13 protein-coding genes are annotated in these 17584 nt (G+C 71.9%); 3 read left to right on the plus strand and 10 right to left on the minus strand.

Features of this window, described 5'->3' with window-relative positions; genetic code table 11:
* Nucleotides 1–14 precede the first annotated feature (14 nt).
* A complete protein-coding gene (locus tag LPA41_RS04645) occupies nt 15–1409 on the plus strand; it encodes an amidohydrolase family protein (RefSeq protein WP_229068566.1) in 1395 nt (464 codons plus the stop codon).
* 45 nt (nt 1410–1454) lie between these two features.
* On the opposite strand, the gene LPA41_RS04650 is transcribed toward LPA41_RS04645, so the two are convergent.
* The 4 genes from LPA41_RS04650 to LPA41_RS04665 all read right to left on the minus strand — a co-directional run bounded on the left by LPA41_RS04650 (nt 1455) and on the right by LPA41_RS04665 (nt 6739).
* The gene (locus LPA41_RS04650) at nt 1455–4106 is read right to left on the minus strand and encodes an AAA family ATPase (RefSeq protein ID WP_229068568.1); all 2652 of its coding nucleotides are present in this window, start codon (nt 4104–4106) and stop codon (nt 1455–1457) included.
* Between the two features lie 222 nt (nt 4107–4328).
* Nucleotides 4329–5105, minus strand: a complete 777-nt coding sequence (locus tag LPA41_RS04655) for an SDR family oxidoreductase (protein ID WP_229068570.1) — start codon at nt 5103–5105, stop codon at nt 4329–4331.
* Nucleotides 5106–5166: 61 nt separating this feature from the next.
* Nucleotides 5167–5904, minus strand: coding sequence for a glucose 1-dehydrogenase (locus LPA41_RS04660; RefSeq protein ID WP_229068571.1), 738 nt, complete (start codon nt 5902–5904; stop codon nt 5167–5169).
* 40 nt (nt 5905–5944) lie between these two features.
* The gene (locus tag LPA41_RS04665; RefSeq protein WP_229068573.1) at nt 5945–6739 is read right to left on the minus strand and encodes an SDR family NAD(P)-dependent oxidoreductase; all 795 of its coding nucleotides are present in this window, start codon (nt 6737–6739) and stop codon (nt 5945–5947) included.
* A 323-nt stretch (nt 6740–7062) separates the two neighbouring features.
* Here LPA41_RS04665 and LPA41_RS04670 point away from each other — a divergent pair, with 323 nt between their 5' ends.
* Nucleotides 7063–9312, plus strand: coding sequence for a helix-turn-helix domain-containing protein (locus tag LPA41_RS04670; RefSeq protein ID WP_229068574.1), 2250 nt, complete (start codon nt 7063–7065; stop codon nt 9310–9312).
* Nucleotides 9313–9379: 67 nt separating this feature from the next.
* On the opposite strand, the gene LPA41_RS04675 is transcribed toward LPA41_RS04670, so the two are convergent.
* The 5 genes from LPA41_RS04675 to LPA41_RS04695 form a co-directional block, all read right to left on the minus strand.
* Nucleotides 9380–9808 (minus strand): STAS domain-containing protein, encoded by a 429-nt coding sequence (locus LPA41_RS04675; RefSeq protein WP_229068576.1) that lies wholly within the window; start codon nt 9806–9808, stop codon nt 9380–9382.
* 216 nt (nt 9809–10024) lie between these two features.
* Nucleotides 10025–11932 (minus strand): FtsX-like permease family protein, encoded by a 1908-nt coding sequence (locus LPA41_RS04680; RefSeq protein ID WP_229068578.1) that lies wholly within the window; start codon nt 11930–11932, stop codon nt 10025–10027.
* A gap of 1 nt (nt 11933) precedes the next feature.
* Nucleotides 11934–12662 carry an ABC transporter ATP-binding protein gene (locus LPA41_RS04685; protein WP_229068580.1) on the minus strand — a complete coding sequence of 243 codons (729 nt, stop codon included), beginning with the start codon at nt 12660–12662 and terminating at the stop codon, nt 11934–11936.
* A gap of 188 nt (nt 12663–12850) precedes the next feature.
* Nucleotides 12851–14011 (minus strand): hypothetical protein, encoded by a 1161-nt coding sequence (locus LPA41_RS04690; RefSeq protein ID WP_229068582.1) that lies wholly within the window; start codon nt 14009–14011, stop codon nt 12851–12853.
* A complete protein-coding gene (locus tag LPA41_RS04695; protein WP_229068584.1) occupies nt 13998–14531 on the minus strand; it encodes a SigE family RNA polymerase sigma factor in 534 nt (177 codons plus the stop codon). The genes LPA41_RS04690 and LPA41_RS04695 overlap by 14 nt, the downstream gene beginning before the upstream one ends.
* Before the next feature lie 129 nt (nt 14532–14660).
* Here LPA41_RS04695 and LPA41_RS04700 point away from each other — a divergent pair, with 129 nt between their 5' ends.
* Nucleotides 14661–16946, plus strand: coding sequence for a helix-turn-helix domain-containing protein (locus LPA41_RS04700; RefSeq protein WP_229068586.1), 2286 nt, complete (start codon nt 14661–14663; stop codon nt 16944–16946).
* On the opposite strand, the gene LPA41_RS04705 is transcribed toward LPA41_RS04700, so the two are convergent.
* Nucleotides 16933–17475, minus strand: a complete 543-nt coding sequence (locus LPA41_RS04705; RefSeq protein WP_229068588.1) for a SigE family RNA polymerase sigma factor — start codon at nt 17473–17475, stop codon at nt 16933–16935. The genes LPA41_RS04700 and LPA41_RS04705 overlap by 14 nt on opposite strands.
* Nucleotides 17476–17584 lie beyond the last annotated feature (109 nt).

The following is a 17584-nucleotide window of genomic DNA, read 5'->3' on the forward strand; positions in this document are numbered from 1 at the left end:
TGGAGGAACGCACCATGACCGATAGCCTCGCCACCCTTGCCGACCTGCGCCGGCAGGCTGACGACCCGCAGCGCAGGATCCTGTTCACCAACGCGACGATCATCTCGATGGACCCGCAGATCGGGATCCTGCACCGCGGCGACCTGCTGGTGGAGGGGTCCCGGATCGCCGCGGTGGCGCCCGACCTGCGCTCGCAGGGTGCCGCCGACGACGCCGTCGTCGTCGACGCGACCGGAGCGATCCTGTCCCCCGGCTTCGTCGACACGCACCGCCATTCCTGGCAGGCGGCCCTGCGGCGGATCATGCCGGACGTCAACGACCTCGGCGAGTACGTCATGTCCACCCTCGCCCGGTACGCGCCGGTGTACCAGCCGCAGGACGTCTACCTCGGCACCCGGCTCGCCGCGCTGAGCGCCATCGACAGCGGCATCACGTGCCTGCTCGACTTCTCCCACAACGCCCGCACCGCCGCGCACTCCGACAGTGCCGTCCAGGCGCTGCTGGACACCGGCATCCGCGGTGTCCACGCCTCGATGCGGCCGCACTTCGGTGCCTGGGACGGGCAGTGGCCGGCCGACCTGACGCGTCTGCAGGAGAAGTACTTCAGCTCGGCGGACCAGTTGCTGACGCTGCGCCTGGCCACCCTGGCCACCGACGAGATCGCCGGTCCGGACCTGGCCTACGGGCCGCGACTGGCACAGGTGGCCCGGGACCTCGGCGTCGGTGTCAGCATCGACGCCGTCTTCGGCACCACGTCCTCCGCGGCGATCCTCGGCTGGGCCCGCGACGGTCTGCTCAACCCCGACGTCACCCTCATCCACTCGACCGGCCTCACCGGTGAGGCGTGGAAGGCGATCGGGGACACCGGCACCACCGTGTCACTGGCCCCGGTCTCGGAGGCCCAGATCGGCCTGGAGACCGCGGTGCCCGCCGTCGACGAAGCTCTCGCCGTCGGTATCCGCCCCGGCCTGAGCATCGACGTGGAGGTCGCCCTGCCCGGCGACATGTTCATCCAGATGCGCACCCTGCTGTCCATCCAGCGGATGCGGGCGGTGAACGCCGGTTACGGGACCGACCGGATCCCGCCCCGGATCACCACCCAGGACGTGCTCGACTTCGCCACCCTGCAGGGCGCCCGAACCAACGGGCTGGAGTCGGTGACCGGCTCGCTGACCCCCGGCAAGCAGGCGGACCTGCTGCTGATCCGCGCCGACGACCTCAACAACATGCCGCTCAACGACCCGATCGGCACGGTGGTGCTGGGCAGCGACGCCCGCAACATCGACACCGTTCTCGTCGCCGGTCAGGTCCGTAAGTGGGCCGGCACGGTCCTGGACGTCGACCTGCCGCAGCTCCGGAACGCGGTCGAGGAGTCCCGCGACCGGCTGCTCGCCGCCGCCGCACAGTGAGACACCGCAGTCCCCGGGTCCACGACCCGGGGACTGCGCTCGTGCTCAGGCTCCGATCGCGGTGAGTGCCGGATCGGCCGTCGGCCCGGTGAGATCACCGAGTTCGGCGATCTCCCGCCGGGATGTGACACCCAGCTTCGCGAAGACGTTGCGAAGGTGTGCCTCCACCGTTCGCGGGCTCAGGTACAACGTCTGCGCCACCTCCCGATTGGTGGCGCCGCCGGCGACCAGCCGGGCCACCGCAAGCTCCTGGGCGGTGAGCTGGTGGGCGGGCTGCCCGCCGCCACGCTGCAGGCTGATTCCCGTCGCGGCCAGTTCCCGCGCCGCGCGTTCGGCGAAGGCGGACGCCCCGATCGCGGTCAGCTGAGAATGCGCCAGACGCAGCTGGACGCGGGCCTCACGCTTACGCCTCTCCCGGCGCAGCCATTCCCCGTAGAGCAGGTGCGCCCGCGCCAGCCGCGGCGCGGCCTTGCTCTTCGTCAGCTCGTCGATCGCCTCCCGGTAGTGGGCCTCGGCCTCGGCACCGGTCGCGGACAGTGCCAGGCACAACGCGGCCACGCCACGGCTCCAGGCGGACGGGCGCAGCTGCGCGCGCTGCGACAGCCGCCGCGTCAACGGCTCGGCCACCTCGGGACGGCCGGCCCGGACCGCGGCCTCGACCACCTCCACCGGCAGCCAGGCGTGGAAGCCGCCCTCGTCGAGCTCGGCCGCGAGCCGGCCCGCTTCCAGGGCGTCGGCGTACCGGCCCAGCCCGTTGAAGAGCACCGTCCGGGCGTAGTCGAAGCCGGTTAGGAACCAGCCCTCCTCCCGGGCGACCACGCCGGGCTGTCGTTCGGCGATCAGCCGTTCGACATGCCGTTGCCGGCCCTGCCACGCCGCGATGACCACACTGACGTGTGACAGCGGCGGCACCCCGATGACAGCGGCCGACGCGTCGCTGTCATCGGCGAGTTCCTTGGCCTGCTCGAACTCGCCGGCATGCAGATGCCAGAGGGCCTGGTACGCGGCGACGACCGGAACCGACCCGAGAGCACCGTCCCGCCGTGCCGACTTCAGCCGGTCGCGCGTGACGTCCCGGAACCCGTCCTCGTCCCACGCGTCGCCGGTCTGCCGGGAAAGCTGTTTCAGGGCGCCGAGGTCACTTCCGCTGTCCCCGTCCGATGCCGCGGCGAGCGTCGCCCGCAGCTCCGTCACGATCCGCGGGTCGGCGAGACGTCCCAGCAGGATGGTGACCGCGTAGGCATCCAGCCGGATCCGGACGGCCTCGGCGGGATCGGTGGCCGCCACCTCCTCGGCGGCAGCCAGGAACGTGTTGAGCGCTTCGCGGTTGTGCCCCTTGGACAGGGCTATCCGTGCCTGCAGGACGTCGGCCGCGACCGGGTTGCCGGTGCCCCCGGCGTGCGTGCGCGCCGCAACGGTGAGCGCGGTCGCGGCGTCGAGGTTCCCGCTGAGCCGATGGGCGTCGGCCGCGGCCAGCAGGCGGCCCCGCCGCAACCCCGGATCCGGGGTGTGTGCGGCCGCGAGTTCGAGCAGGACGGCTTCGGCCGGCAGCCCGCCACGCTGCCGCGCGTGCGGCGCCGCGTCGGCGAACTCCCGGGCGACATCCTCGTCCAGGCCGACGCCGGCGAAGGCCTGGTGCCACGCCCGCCGGTCCGGGTCGGTCCGCGGGTCGATGACCGCCGAGATCGCCCGGTGCACGGCCTGCCGGTATTCCGGCGTGGCCGCGTGGTAGAGGTGGTGGCGCATGTGCGGGTTCGGGAACTTCACATGCGCGTCGACGGTCAGCCACCCGGTCTCCTCCACCGTGCGGAGCAGGTCGTCGGGCAGGCCGAGGTGCCGGGCCGCTGCGGTCAGGACCGCCGGGCTGCCGGTGGGGTCCGCGGCGGCCACGGTCAGCAGCTGCTGGGTCGGGACCGGCAGGTTGTCCAGCACCGGGAACGGTTCGCCCGGTTCGCCGGTCCAGCTGGGTGGCGGGGGGCAGTCGTACCCTCCGCCGAAGGCCCACGGCGTCGTCGCGGTGAAGTCGGTCAGCAGGCCCGGATTGCCGCGGGCCTCGGCCACCAGGCGCTCCCTGACCCGGGGATCCATCGGGGCGAGCGCCCGAGTGATCAAGAAGTCCTTGGCGGCGTCGTCACTGAGCGGTGCCGGGACCACCGCGGGAAGGCCCTCGAACGACGCCGCGGCGCCGCCGTCCCGGTGCACGAACAGCAGGATCACCGGCTCGCCGGTCAGCCGGGCGGCGACGTTGCGCAGCACGGTGAGACTGGCCAGGTCGATCCACTGGGTGTTCTCGATCACGCAGGCGACCGGGCCGGACTCCGCCGCGGCGGCGAGCCAGCCCAGCAGTTCGTCGATCAGGGCGCGGGTCATCTCCAGCGGCAGATCGGCCGAGTTCAGCACCTGGTGCAGGATCGGGGCGGAGGAGGCGAGGTCGCTGCTCTGCGGCCCGACCGCGCAGGACAGCAGATGCAGCCCGGCGAACGGCACCGCGCGCTCGTGGCGGCTGCCCACCACCTGCAAGATCTTGAAACCTTTGCCGTACGTTCCCAGCGCGTGCTCGACCAGCGCGGTCTTGCCGGTCCCCTTCACGCCTCGAACCACGACTGCGGCGCCCGTCCCGGCACGTACGGTGTCGAACAGCCGGCCGAGCCGGGCGAGGTCCTCATCACGTTCGTACAGCGTGGCGCCGGTGCTCATCGGCCGGCTTCCGCGTCGAATGGTGCGGCGATGGTGCGCATTCACTATCCCCCACGTGCAAGCTGACTTTTCTGGTTCTTCCATCGAAGCGGTTCCGTCGTCCGGAAACCAGGAAGAAGACACGAAGAGTTAGCCCGCCGCGGGGGTTCGGGCACACCGATGCCGGTGGAGGTCGCCCCCACGGCCTCCACCGGCATCCGGCAGCGCTGCCCAGCGACCCGCTCAGATGATCTGCTCGGTGGGCAGGATGGTGATCTCGGTGAGGTTCACGTGCTTCGGAACCGAAGCCACGAACGCCACGGTCTCCGCGACGTCAGCGGACTGCAGCACGTCGATCTGCTTGATCAGGTCCGCCATCAGCGCGGTGGCGTCCGGATCGGTGACGTGCATCGGCAGCTCGGTGTCGACCATGCCGGGCTCGACGGCCGACACGCGCACCTTCTTGCGGCCGAGCTCGGTGCGCAGCACCCGGGCCAGGTGACTGATGTAGGCCTTCGTGCCGGAGTAGACCTGGAACTTCTCCAGGATGCGGGTGGCGGCGATCGACGAGGTGAAGATCAGGTCAGCGGACTTGCCGGCGGCGGCCGCGGACTCGAGGTCGTGCACGAACGTCTGAACGGTGTTCATGACGCCCTTGATGTTGAGGTTGATCTGCTCGTCCCAGTCGTCGATCGTCAGGTCGTCGATCGGGGAGACGTGCTGGACGCCGGCGTTGGCGAAGACCAGGTCCACGGTGCCGAACTCGTCGTGCACGGCTTCGGCGGCACGGACCATGGCGGCCCGGTCGGTGACGTCGGTCGGCACGGCCAGGGCGCGGCCACCGCGCTCGGTGATCCGGGCGACAGCCGCGTTGAGGCGGTCCTCGCGGCGGGCCAGCAGCGCCACGTTGGCGCCGAGCGCGGCGAGCCGCTCGGCGGTTGCCTCGCCGATGCCGCTGGACGCACCGGTCACCACGGCGATGCGGCCGGCCAGCGGGCTTGCGGTCAGGACGGTGCTCATGGTCGTACTTCCTTTCGGGGGGTGAACTGGATCTTCGCGAGGTGGAGCGGGGTGACCGGGATCAGTTGTGCACGGGCAGACCGGCGGACTCGCCGCCGTCGGCGATGAACTCGCCGCCGGTGCTGAAGGCGGAGTCGTCGCTGGCGAGGAAGAGCACCAGCGGGGTCAGCTCGGTGTCGGCAGCGGTCCGGTGCAGCGCCACGTTGGCGGTGTTGTCGCCGAGTTCCTCGGTCATCGGGGTGCGGACGAAGCCGGGGTGCACCGAGTTGACGCGGATGCCGTACTGGCCGAGGTCGAGGGCGGAGGTCTTGGTGAGGCCGCGGATGCCCCACTTCGAGGTCGTGTAGGCGGGCAGCCACGCGTACCCGGTCATCCCCGCCGTCGACGAGACGTTGATGATCGATCCGCCGCCGGCCGCCTTCATGGCCGGGATGACCGCCTTCGTGCCGTTCCAGATGCCGGTCAGGTTGACGCCGATGACCTCGTCCCACAGTTCGTGCGAGTGGGTCTCGATGGATTCGCGCCGGAAGATGCCGGCGTTGTTCACCAGCACGTCGACCCGGCCGAAGCGTTCCACGGTCTGCGCGACCACGTCGGTCCACCGCTCGCGGTCCCGGACGTCGAGCTCGGCGAAGATCGCTCGCTCGCCCAGGTCGTCGGCGAGCTTGGTGCCGAGGTCGGTGAGTACGTCGGCGATGACGACGCTCGCGCCCTCCTCGACGAACCGCCGGGCGTGCGCGGCACCCATGCCCCGGGCGCCGCCGGTGATGATGGCAACCTTTCCGTCGAGCTTGCCCATCTTGTTTCCTCCTCTGTTGGTGGGACTGAAGGTTTTCCGGTCAGGACTGGACGAGTGATGCGGTACGGGCTGCGAGGGCAGTCGCGGCCGAGGCATCGCGTGCCTCGTCGCTCGGCACGACGATCTCGCCGTCGTCGATGTAGGTGCCGGTGGGCACGTCGGCGGTGACCGCCTCGGCGAGACGCCGCCCGCCGTGTTCCACCCGGGCCCCGCCCGATCCGAACATCTCGTGCAGCAGGCCGGTGCTGATCACACCGGGGCTGATCGCGACGACGTCGATGCCGCGGTCGGTCACCTGCCGCGCGAACCGCAGGGAATAGGTGAGGATCGCGAGCTTGGACTGGGCGTAGGCGCGGACGGGGTCGTACCCGTCCGTCAGGTTCAGGTCGTCGAGCGCGAGGCTGACCATGCGGTGCGTGGTGGAGCTGACGTTCACGATCCGCCCGCCCGCCGGGATCGCCGGCAGCAGAGCCTCGGTCAGCAGGGTCAGCGCGAGGTAGTTGACCTGCAGAGTGCGCTCGTTGCCGTCCGCGGTGACCTGCCGGTGTGCGGTCCCGGGCACACCGGCGTTGTTGATCAGGACGTCGATCGCCGGGACCGTCGTGCGGATCTCGGCGGCGGCCCGCCGCACCTGCTCGAACGACGTGAAGTCGGCCGCCACGTAGTGAACCTCGGTATGGACGCCGAGCTCCTTGATCAGGCCGGCGACCTCGGAAGCCGGCTGCGGGCCCTGAATGACCAGCGTGCCGGCGTGCGGCGCCAGCAACCGGGCCGCAGCCTCCCCGATGCCGCTGGTGGCGCCGGTCAGGACGACGGTTCTGCCGTCGAGGTTCATCTCGAGCCCCCTTCCGTGTGGACCAACCGAATGTCCCAGGGGGTGATGGCCGAACGTATCGGTGGTTCTCGCCTAAACGGTCAACGCCACGGCCGGGCGGTGCCCGGGGCGGGAAACGCAGGCGGCAGGTGGTCCGGTCGCGTCGCCATCGGCGACAAGTACCTATACCGAGGGCAGTGGGGTGAACGGCTGCGCCGGAATAGCACAACGCCGCTCGGCGTGATCCGCGTGGGAGCGCTCAACGCGCCCGCCACGTGGGAATACGGTGTAGCTCAGCGATCAGCACAGGACGATCGTGACTTCGGTTCGTTACGGAGGTGGACGTGGTGGAGCCCGAGGCGCTGGGGCCCTTGCTCCGCCGGCTCCGCCTGGCCGCGGACATGACCCTCGAGCAGCTGGCCACCGCGGCCGGCATCACCGACCGCGCGCTCAGTGACCTGGAGCGCGGCGCCAGCCGGGGCCCGCGGGCGAGCACGATCGACGCGATCGCCGACGCGCTCGGGATCGAGGCGGCCGAGCGGTCGGCGCTTACCGCGGCCGCCCGCGCCGGCCGCAAACGTGGTTCAGCGGCCACCGCGCAGGCGCTGCCGCTGCCTGCCCCGTTCGCCGATTTCACCGGTCGCGACGCCGAACTGGCCCACATCCGGGCACGGATCGGCAGCGCGCCGGTCGACAGTCCATGTCCGGCCGTGTTGATCAACGGGGAACCCGGCATCGGGAAGACCTCGCTGGCGGTACAGGCCGCGACGCAGCTCGCACCCCGCTTCCCGGACGGCCAGTTCTTCGTCGACCTGCACGGGCTCGCGGACCATCCGTTGAGCCCGGAGGCCCTGCTCATGCAGCTGATCCAGGCCATCGACCCGAGTACCGGCAGCTTCCCGCCCCGGCTGGCCGACGTCACTGCCGCCTGGCGCAGCGTCAGCAAGGACAAGCGGATCATCATCGTGCTGGACAACGCGGCGAACGAGGCGCAGGTTCGGGCGGCGATGCCCGCGCACGGTCCCGCCCTGGTCATCGTGACCAGCCGGCGGTTGCTCAGCGGGCTGGAGAGCGTGGAGCGCGTCGTGCTGTCCCCGCTGCGGGAGCAGGAGGCGGTCGCGCTGCTCGCGGAGATCACCGCCGATCGTCCGGCCGACGAGGCCGAACTTCACGAGCTCGCGCGGCTCTGCGCCAACCTGCCACTCGCGATCCGGGTCGCCGGCAACCGCCTGGCGAGCCGCCCCGACCGGACGGCGGGTGGGCTTCTCGCCCGCATGTCGGACGAGCAACATCGCCTGGCCGTGCTCTCCGCCGGCGGGTCCGGGGTCGGCGCCGCGTTCGCCCTGTCCTACGACCAGCTGTCGGACGACGGCAAGCGACTCTTCCGGCGACTCTCGCTGATGTACGGCTCGACCTGCGGGGCGACCACCGCCGCTGTCGTCGAGCCGCAGTCGCTCACCGAGGCGGAGGACGCCCTGGACGAGCTGATCGAGCTCGGCCTGCTGCAGGAGGCGGAGAACAACCGGGTTCAGTTCCACGACCTGCTCCGGCTCTACGCGGAACTCAAACTCCGCGAGGACGACGACCCGGACGCCGTCTCGGCGGCCCGGGCACGGCTGCGTAACTGGCTGCTCGACACCGCCATCGTGGCGGGACAGTGGTACGAACCCGACGCCGCGGCGGACCAGCCGGAGCTGCGGCTGGCCGTCATCGATTCGGCGGCGTCCGCCAAGGCGTGGCTGGCGGTGGAGGCGGAGAACTGGTTCGGCGCTCTGGCCGAGGCGGCTGAGCTCGGCGAGCACCAGCGCGTCGTCGACGTCGCCGAGTCGCTGCACTGGTTCTCCGATCATTGGCTGGACTGGGGTCGCTGGCACGAGGTCTTCGCGCTGTCGAGCGAGGCGGCCGGCCGCCTGTGCGACGACCGCCTGCAGGCCACCCACCTGGGCTATCTCTCCTGGGCACACAACTTCTGCCTGGCCGAGTACGACGTCGCCGCCCGGTTCGCGGAGCGCGCGTTCTTCTTCGCCCGGCGGGCCGGTGACCGGCAGCAGATGGCGTGGGCGCGCATGTATCAGGCATGGGCGCTGCTGACGCAGGACCAGCACCGGGAGGCGCTGGCGCCCGCTCGGGAGTCGGTCGAGCACTTCGCCGCCGCCGGTGACCGTGCGGGGTTGCCGCAGGCCTTGATCGGCCTCGGCAACGTGCTGCGGGCGCTGGGCCGGTACGAGGAGGCCCTCGAAGCCATCGAGCGGGCTCTGGCCCTGGTGACGGACCCGGACACGGCGCCCCGGGCCAGCATCGCGTACTTCACGACGATCTCGGCACGTGCGCACGCCGCCCATGTGTATGTGCATCTGCAGCAGTGGGAGAAGGCCGTGGACGCGGTCACCACGGCCTTGCAGCCGCACGAGAAGCCGATCCCGTTCCAGCACCGGATCCGGCTGCTCGGGCGGCGCGCCGAGGCCTACCAGCACCTCGGCGAGAACTCGGCGGCCAGGGACGACCTCGAGACGATCCTGCGGCTGCAGGAGGCCGCGGACGACGACACCGGGGCCGAGCAGACCAGGACCAGGTTGCAGCACCTGCCGGCGTAGTCGCCGCTGCCCCGGGCGTGGTCGCTGCTGACCCGGGGTGGTCGCCGCTGACTCGGCCTGCTCGCTGTCAACCCGGGGACACCAGGGACCGGATCGCCGATGCCGGCGGCCGCTGCACCACAGTGTCCGCATCGGGGAAGGGAACCGTCATCGCCGTCCGGTCGGCGCGGGGCCGCGTCACCGGCCGTTCCAGCAGCGGCAGGACTCCGGCGATGTCGAGGACCCGCCGGACGAAGCCCGCCGCTCCGGTGATCTGCAGGTCGACGCCGGCGCTCGCGGCGGCGGCACGGCACCGCAGCAGGGCGCCGGTGCCGGCCATGTCGAGAAACGTCAGGTGGTGCAGGTCGACGAGAAGGAAACGCTTGCCGCTGCCGGCGGCGATCTCGACCGCCTCCGTGACAGCGTCCACGCCGCTGATGTCGAACTCGCCGTGCAAGGTGATGACCGCGGCGCGGCGGTAGCGGTCGTCGATGGTGATGAACACGGATGCAGTCATGGGCCCGGCCCCCTGTGAGTTCGCCCCGCCTGACGGATCGACGGGAACGTCCGGCACGGTCATGTGCCGGAGGCGACGACCCGGACAGGTCGTCTGTCTGCGCTCACCATGCCGTTCAGCAGGCCGGTGGCGAATCCGTGGCGATCGCCTATTTGCAGCAGAGCAACGAAAACCGGAGGCCCGGCAGGGCGCGTCACCGCCTCGCCGGGCCCGCTGTCACTGCCGTGCGCCGAGCACGGCGACGGGGTGTTCGCGGGTGGCCGTCCGGGTGGCCACGGTGCTGGTCACCGCGGTCACCAGCAGCGTGCCGGCCACGACGGCGCTCACCAGCAGCCACGGCACGTCCACCGTGACCGCGCCCGTCACGGCGGCGGTCGTGGCCGCCACCCCGACAAGCGTCCCGGCCGCCGCCAGCAGACCGAGAAGCAGCCCGGCCACGGTGACCACGACCGATTCGAGGACCGCCGTGCGAATCACCTGCCCGCGGGTGAACCCGGTGACGCGGACGGAGGCGAACTCGCGCGGCCGCGTCGCCCCCGCGACGACGACGGAGTTGATCACTCCGATCAGCGCGTACAACCCGCCGAGGCCCATCACCATGATCAACACACCGGTGCTGGTGGCGGTACGGGCCACGCTGTCCCGCTCCAGCCACGCGTCCAGGTCGGAGACCGTGCCGACGCCGGTGAGCGCGGCGACGATCTGCTGCCGGGGCACCCCGGGCGCCAGTTGCACGAAGGTGTGCGACGGCACGCCGGCCAGCTGCTCCTCCGGCACCACCTCGGCCGGCAGCAGCACGGTGGCGCCGCCCCCGATGGCCTGCGGTACCGCGGCGACGACCGGCAGCGGACCCAGATCGCGGTCACCGACGCGTACGCCAACGGTGTCACCCGGGGAGAACCCGTCGGCTCCGGGCCCGGCCGCCACCGCGCCTTCCCGCAACGCGGTCAGGTCACCGGCGCCGGGGTGCGTCCGCACGTAGGAGACGGGGTCGACGAGAAGGGCGGTGGCGGACCGGGTGTAGGCCAGGTCGCCGTTCCCGGTGGTCAACGCGATCGGCACCTCCACCTCGGTCGACGCGCCGGCGACACCGGGTGTGGCGGCGACCCGGTCGCCCGGCGCCTGCGGCGCGTCGATCACCAGGTCGGCGGCGATCCACCGCTGCTGCTCCTGCCGGCCGGCGGCGGTGAACGACGACGACGCGGCGGCCTGACCGAGCAGCAACCCGACCAGGACGATCACCGGTGCGGCGGTGGACGCGGTGCGGCGCCGGTCGTCGCGCAGGTTCGCCGCGGCGAGCTCGCCGAGCACGCCCGCCGCCCGGACCGGGATCAGCCGGGCCACCGCCGGCACCAGCGACGGCCCCAGCAGGGTCAGCCCGATCGCCGCGCAGACCGACACGTTCATCGCCATGGCCTGTCCGCCGACGGCCCCGCCCACCGGCGACAGCCCGATCAGGGTGAGGGCACCCGCCAGGAACAGCAGTCCGGTCAGCCACCGGGCGGTGGTCATCACCCGGGTCGCCTCCCCGGTCTCCCGCAGCGCGTCCAGCGGCCGCACCCGGGCGGCCCGGCGGGCGGCGAGCGACACCCCGGCCACGGCAAGAATCACGCCGGTGCCCACCGAGACGGCGACGATCCAGAGCTGCCATCGGCCGGTGAAGCCGTCCGGCACGAAGCCCAGCCGGTGCAGCAGCCAGGTCTGTACCGCCATCAGACCGACACCGACCGGCACGCCAAGCGCCGAACCCACCAGGCCCAGCAGGGTCGCCTCGGCGAGCAGCAGCCGCCGGATCTGCCGCCGCGCCCCGCCGACCAGCCGCAGCAGCGCCAGTTCCCGGCGTCGCTGCTCGACGGTGAACGCGAATGTCGAGCTGATGATGAAGACCGCGAGCAGGGCCGCGAAGCCCAGCGTCACGCCCAGCAGCGCCACCGCCGCCTCGGTGCTCGCGTCGAACCGCATGCGGGCGAGCGCTGTCGCGCCGGCCGGAGCGCTGCCGGCAGCGGCCGAGATCAGGAGAAGCAGCGACGACTGCACCAGCGCCACGCCGAGGCACACTGTCAGCACCGCTCCGGCGAACAGCGTCCATCGTTCGCGGAAACCCGCCCAGCTCAGTCGGAGCATGTCACGCCTCCAAGGCGACGAGGCGGTCCGCGACGGCACGCACGTCGGCGCCGGCGAGGCGGTCGACGATCCGGCCGTCGCGCAGGAACACGACGGCGTCGGCGCGGGCGGCGGCAGCGGGATCGTGCGTCACCATCACGATCGTCTGCCCGTCGTCGGCGGAGGTTCGCAGCAGTCGCAGCACGTCGCGGGCGGCGCTGGTGTCGAGAGCGCCGGTGGGCTCGTCGGCGAACAGCACCTCGGGACGCGTCACCATGGCGCGGGCGATGGCCACCCGCTGCTGCTGGCCGCCGGACAACTCCCGGGGCCGGTGGCCGGCCCGCTCCCCCAGTCCGACGGCGGCCAGCGCGGTGCGTACCTCGTCGCGCTTCGGGCGGCGCCCGGCCAGCCGCAGCGGTAGCGCGACGTTCTGCTCGGCGGTGAGCGCGCCCACCAGGTTGAAGCTCTGGAAGACGAAACCGATGCGGGTACGCCGCAGCTCCGACAGCTCGTCGTCGTCGAGGGTGGTGATGTCGGTGTCGCCGAGCATCACCCGGCCGGCGTCGACGCGTTCCAGGCCGGCGGCACAGTGCAGCAGGGTGGACTTGCCGGATCCGGACGGCCCCATCACCGCGGTCCAGCTGCCCCGGCGGAAGCCGATGTCGATGCCGTCGGCAGCGCGGACCGCGGTGGGCCCGGCGCCGTAGGTGCGGCTGACGCCCTCCAGGGCGATCACCGTTTCTGATTGCATGTTCGTCCTGTCGCGTGGTCACGGGTGGCGGTCCCGACCGGCTGTCCGGCAACCGGTCGGATCCGCCCCGCCCGACACGGGCGGCAGTGTGACGATGCAGGACGAAGCCGGTCAGCGAATCGGTGAAGATCGCCTAGTGCCGGGCCCGCGGTGCTCGGGGGAAGACGCCGCGGGCCCGGGCCGCGCCGTCAGAACTCGGCGCGCAGTGCGGTGGCCGCGTCGACCCAGGTGGTGGGCTTGTTGACGTCCACCAGTTCGATGCCCTCGATGATCTTGGTCATCTCGGCGTCAGTGAGCCGGCCCTCGCTCGCCACCTGGACGACGACCTCGCCGTCCATCCGGTGGGTCGTGCAGAAGCCGTTCTGGCACGTGATCGTCGCGTCGCCCGGGCCCTGCTCGGAGTTGGCGGTGCGGCCGACGTGGACCAGGAAGCTGCCCGGCAGTTCCGCTTCGGCGACGCTGCCGAACGGCTTGGTCAGGCCGGTGGTGGCCGGAGCCGGCTTGGCGAACTTCGCGCCGCCGTACTCGCCGTCGCGGGCGGTGGCGATGCCGGTGAGGCCGGGCATCGCGCCAGATCCCAGCTCGACGGCCTGGTAACCGGCCGGCACGTAGGTCATCCGGAACGGCAGGGTGGCCGCGGCCGCCTTGCTCGGCTTCAGCGCCGCGACGACCGCGTGCAGTTCGGCGTCCGACGGGTCGGCAGCGCTGTTGGAGTGCGACTCCAGCACGGCCCAGCCGTCGCGGGCGTATTCCCAGGCCAGCAGCCGGTGGGTGATGTCGTCGGTGCCGCCCTTGCCGGTGAGTTGCCAGGCGGGGCGGCCGGCCACGGTGAGCTGCTTCGCGTTCTGCAGCTTCGCCGGGTCGAAGGCGCCCGGCCGGTACAGCACGAGGTAGGCGGCGATGGTCTTCTGCTGCTTCCGGGCCCCCGGCTTCGAGGGGTCCGGGAGCGCCGACGCCGGTACGGCCTTGTCGTTGGTGATCCGCCCGTCCAGGTAGACCGAGGCGATCTGGTAGGCGGTGGAGGCGACGACCGGGTCCTGCACGTGCCAGCGGCCGGCGTCGAACGCGGCGAAGGTGAAGGTGAACGGATTGTCCGGGATCTCGAACTGCGGACCCGGCGCGGGGGCGGCCACCTGCTGCTCGGCCGGCTGCCCGCCGTTGCCCGGGAACAGGTTCGGCACGGTGATCCCGGCGGCCACGACGGCGACCGCGAGCGCGGCCCCGGCTCCGGTCCACGCGGCCCGGCGCGTGCGCTGCACCCGCCGTCCCCGGTTGACGATGTCATCCACCGTGGTGCCGTGCGGCGGTTCTCCGGCCCGGGCCAGCTCGAGCACGTCATGCATCCGCATTCGCCAACTCCTCTATCTCGCCGACCGTCAGGTCGATGTCCTCGGCAGCCAACAACTCACGCACCCGGGTCAGTCCCCGGGAGGTATTGCTTTTCGCGGTGCCGACACTGGTGCCCAGCACCTGCGCGGTCTCCTCCAGGTTCAACCCGAGGTAGAAACGCATGACCAGGGCAGCCCGCTGCTTGGGCGGCACCTGCTTGAGGGCGGCCTGCACCCGCAGTTGCTCGTCGGTGAGGCCGGTGGCGTCATGCGATGTGATGTCGGGCAGCGCGTCACCGGCCGATCGTTCCCGCCGCCACGGGCGCCGGACCTCCGAGATCGCTGCGCGGTACACCATGGTCCTGGCGTACAGGTCGGGTCGGTCCACCTTTCCCCAGCGGGGATACAGCTTGGCCAGGGCGTTGGACACAGCGTCCTCGGCCGTGTGCCAGTTGCCGCAGGTGAGATACGCCTGCGTCCGCAGCGGCCCCAGTTGGGCGGCGACGAACTGGCGGAACTCGTCCTCTTCCTCGGCGTTCAAATTCAGCTACCTCCTTCGGCGGGGAAAAGACGCAGGCGCCGATCAAGAAGGTTGCACGGGAGACCGCCGTCACCCGGTGTGAGCACGAGGACGTGTTCCTCCGGAGCCGGATAGGTGATCATGGAACGCGTGGAGAACCCCCCCGCGCCTGCCGTCCCTGCCGCGCTCGGTCCACTGCTGCGCCGGATGCGCGTGGCCGCCGGGCTGACCCTCGAACAGCTCTCCGAGGCCTCCGGCGTCAGTGATCGGGCCATCGGGGACATGGAGCGCGGCGTCAGCCGAGGGCCCCGGGCCAGCACGGTCGCTGCCCTGGCCGACGCCCTGCGCCTGACGGCCGGCGACCGGCACGCGCTGGCCGCGGCCGCACGCTTGGGGCGCACGAAGGGTCTGCCGCGGGCCGACACGTACACCGACCTGCCGCTGCCGCGGGCCGTGCCGGACTTCACCGGCCGGACCGCGGAACTGCGAAGGATCCGGGACAGCCTCCGCGACGCCGGACGCCGCCGCCGGTGTCTTCTGATCAGCGGACCGCCCGGAATCGGCAAGACGTCCCTGGCCGTCCAGGCGGCGAGGCAGCTGACCGGCGAGTTCCCCGACGGCCAGTACTTCATCGACCTGCAGGGCTTCGCCCCGGATCCGCTGAGCCCGGTCGGCATCCTGGCCCGGCTGATCCGGGCGGTCGACCCGCAGGCTTCGGCAGTGCCGCAACAGCTGTCCGAAGCCACCGAACTCTGGCATCGCGTCAGCGTCGGCAGACGCATCCTCGTGGTGCTGGACAACGCCGCCGACGAGGACCAGCTACGCGCGGCGATACCTGACGACGGCCCGGCGGCGGTGCTCGCCACCAGCCGCCGGATGCTGCGCGGCCTGGACGGCGTCGACCGGGTGCCACTGGCCCCGCTGAGCGGGACGGACGCCGTCGCGCTGCTCGAACAGCTGACGCCCGGCCGCCGGACGGCAGCCGCCGAACTGCGACAACTGGCGGACCTGTGTGCGAACGTGCCGCTGGCGATCCGGGTGGCCGGCAACCGCCTGGCCACCCGCAGCCGCTGGACCGCGGCCGATCTCATCACCCGGTTGTCCGCCGACGATCGCCGCCTCGACGCTCTCACCGCGGGTGACCTGCGGGTCGGCGCCGCGTTCGCGGTGTCGTACCACCAGCTGTCCCCGGCGGCCCGGCGCCTCTTCCGCCGGTTGCCGATCGCAGCCGGCGCCACGACGAGCACGGAAGCAGCCGCCGTGCTCGTCGGGCAACCGGCCGACGACACGGCGGACCTGCTCGACGAGCTGGCCGAGCTGAGCTTGCTGGACCAGACGTCCACCGGCCGGTTCCGCTGCCATGACCTGCTGCGCTCGTACGGCGAGTCGCGCCTGCGCCAGGAGGAGTCGCCGGCGGAGATCCGCGCGGCTGAACAGCGATGGCGGCAGTGGCTGCTGACGGCCACCGTCGGGGCCGGCCGGTGGTTCGAGCCCGCCGCACCCGGCAGCGGCGACCGGCCGGCCACCGGCCCGGCGCAGTCGGCGGACGAGGCCGAGGCCTGGCTGCAGGCCGAGGGCGACTCCTGGTTCGCCGCCCTGACCGAGGCCGCTCGGGCCGGGGAGCACCAGCTGGTGGTCGACGTCGCCGAGTCGCTGCACTGGTACTCCGACCGATGGCCGCACTGGCACCGCTGGCACGACGTCTTCGCTCTGTCCACCGAAGCCGCCCGGCTGCTGGGCGACGACCGGCTCCAGGCGACTCACCTCGGATATCTCGCCTGGACCGAGCTCGTCTGCCTGGTGGACCACGAGGCCGCACTTCGCCATGCCGACGAGGCATTCCGCCTTGCTCGCAGGGCCGGCGACCTCAGCCAGATGGGCTGGGCGCGTGATTACCGCGCATGGGCACTCGGGGCACTGAAACGGCCCGGTGAGGAGCAGTTGGCCGCGGCACAGGAGTCGGTCGGCTTCTTCTCCGAGACCGACGACTGGATCGGACACGCACAGGCTCTGATCGGCCAAGGCATCGCCTTGCAGGGCTTGGATCGCCTCGACGAGGCGATCCAAGTCTTCGAGCACGTCGTCACCGTGGCGCAGGGTCCGGTCACCGCACCGGTCGAGTGGGCCTCGATCAGGGCCGCGACGACGGTGGGGGCGCTGTGCCGGATCGCCGAGATTCATCTGCGGCTGGACCGGTGGGCGACCGCGGTGCGGGTCGCCACCAGCGCACTGGAGTGCTCGGACCTACCTGATGCGGCGCCGCTGCGCGGCCGGACCCTCTGGGTTCGCGCTCAAGCCCACCAGCAGCTCGGCGACGTGCGGGCGGCGAGAGCAGACCTCGAGGCGGTCCGGGACCTCAGAACGGCGAGCAAGGACGCCGCGGGGCTGCGCGAGGTGGAGGAGAAGCTCCGCGCCCTGCCCGTCACCGGGCGATGAGTTCCCGGCCGCCGAGCAGTTCCGCGACGCCGGGGCGACTGCGCAGCGCGGTCAACGCGCGGGCCGTCTGGCTCTTGACGTTGCCGGGGGAACAACCGAGGTACGCCGCGGTCTCCTCCACCGATAGGTCGTAGACGTAGCGCAGCACCAGGATCCGCCGGCGGCTCGGCGGCAACACGGTCAGCAGCGACACCAGGGTCCGCCGGTCGGTCACCGTGTCGATCTCGATCGGGGCGCCGGCGTGCTCGGGCACCGTCTCCACCGGCAGCTCGGCCTGCCGTGCGCGACGCCGCTCGTCGAGCAGGGTGCGGACCAGGATGCGCCGCACATAGGCGTCGGGATTGCCGGCCGCGGACACCCGGGCCCAGTGGCGCATGATCTTCAGCACCGCGGTGGAGACGAGGTCCTCGGCCGTGTGCCAGTTGCCGCAGAGCTGGTACGCGGTGCGACGCCACCCGTCGAGCCGGTCCGACACGTATTCGCGATACCCGTCCGCGTCGCGGGTCGGCGGGCAAAGGTCATGACTCATTCAAGCTCTCCAGTCGGCACGATGGGCGCCCAGCGTGCGGCCCGGCAGGTCGATCGCGTATCGGTGGTCATCGCCTAAGTGCCTGCGGTGGCCGTCACAACCCGATGGC

The sequence above is a fragment of the Actinoplanes sp. DH11 genome, from assembly GCF_020873875.1.
Lineage (GTDB): Bacteria > Actinomycetota > Actinomycetes > Mycobacteriales > Micromonosporaceae > Actinoplanes.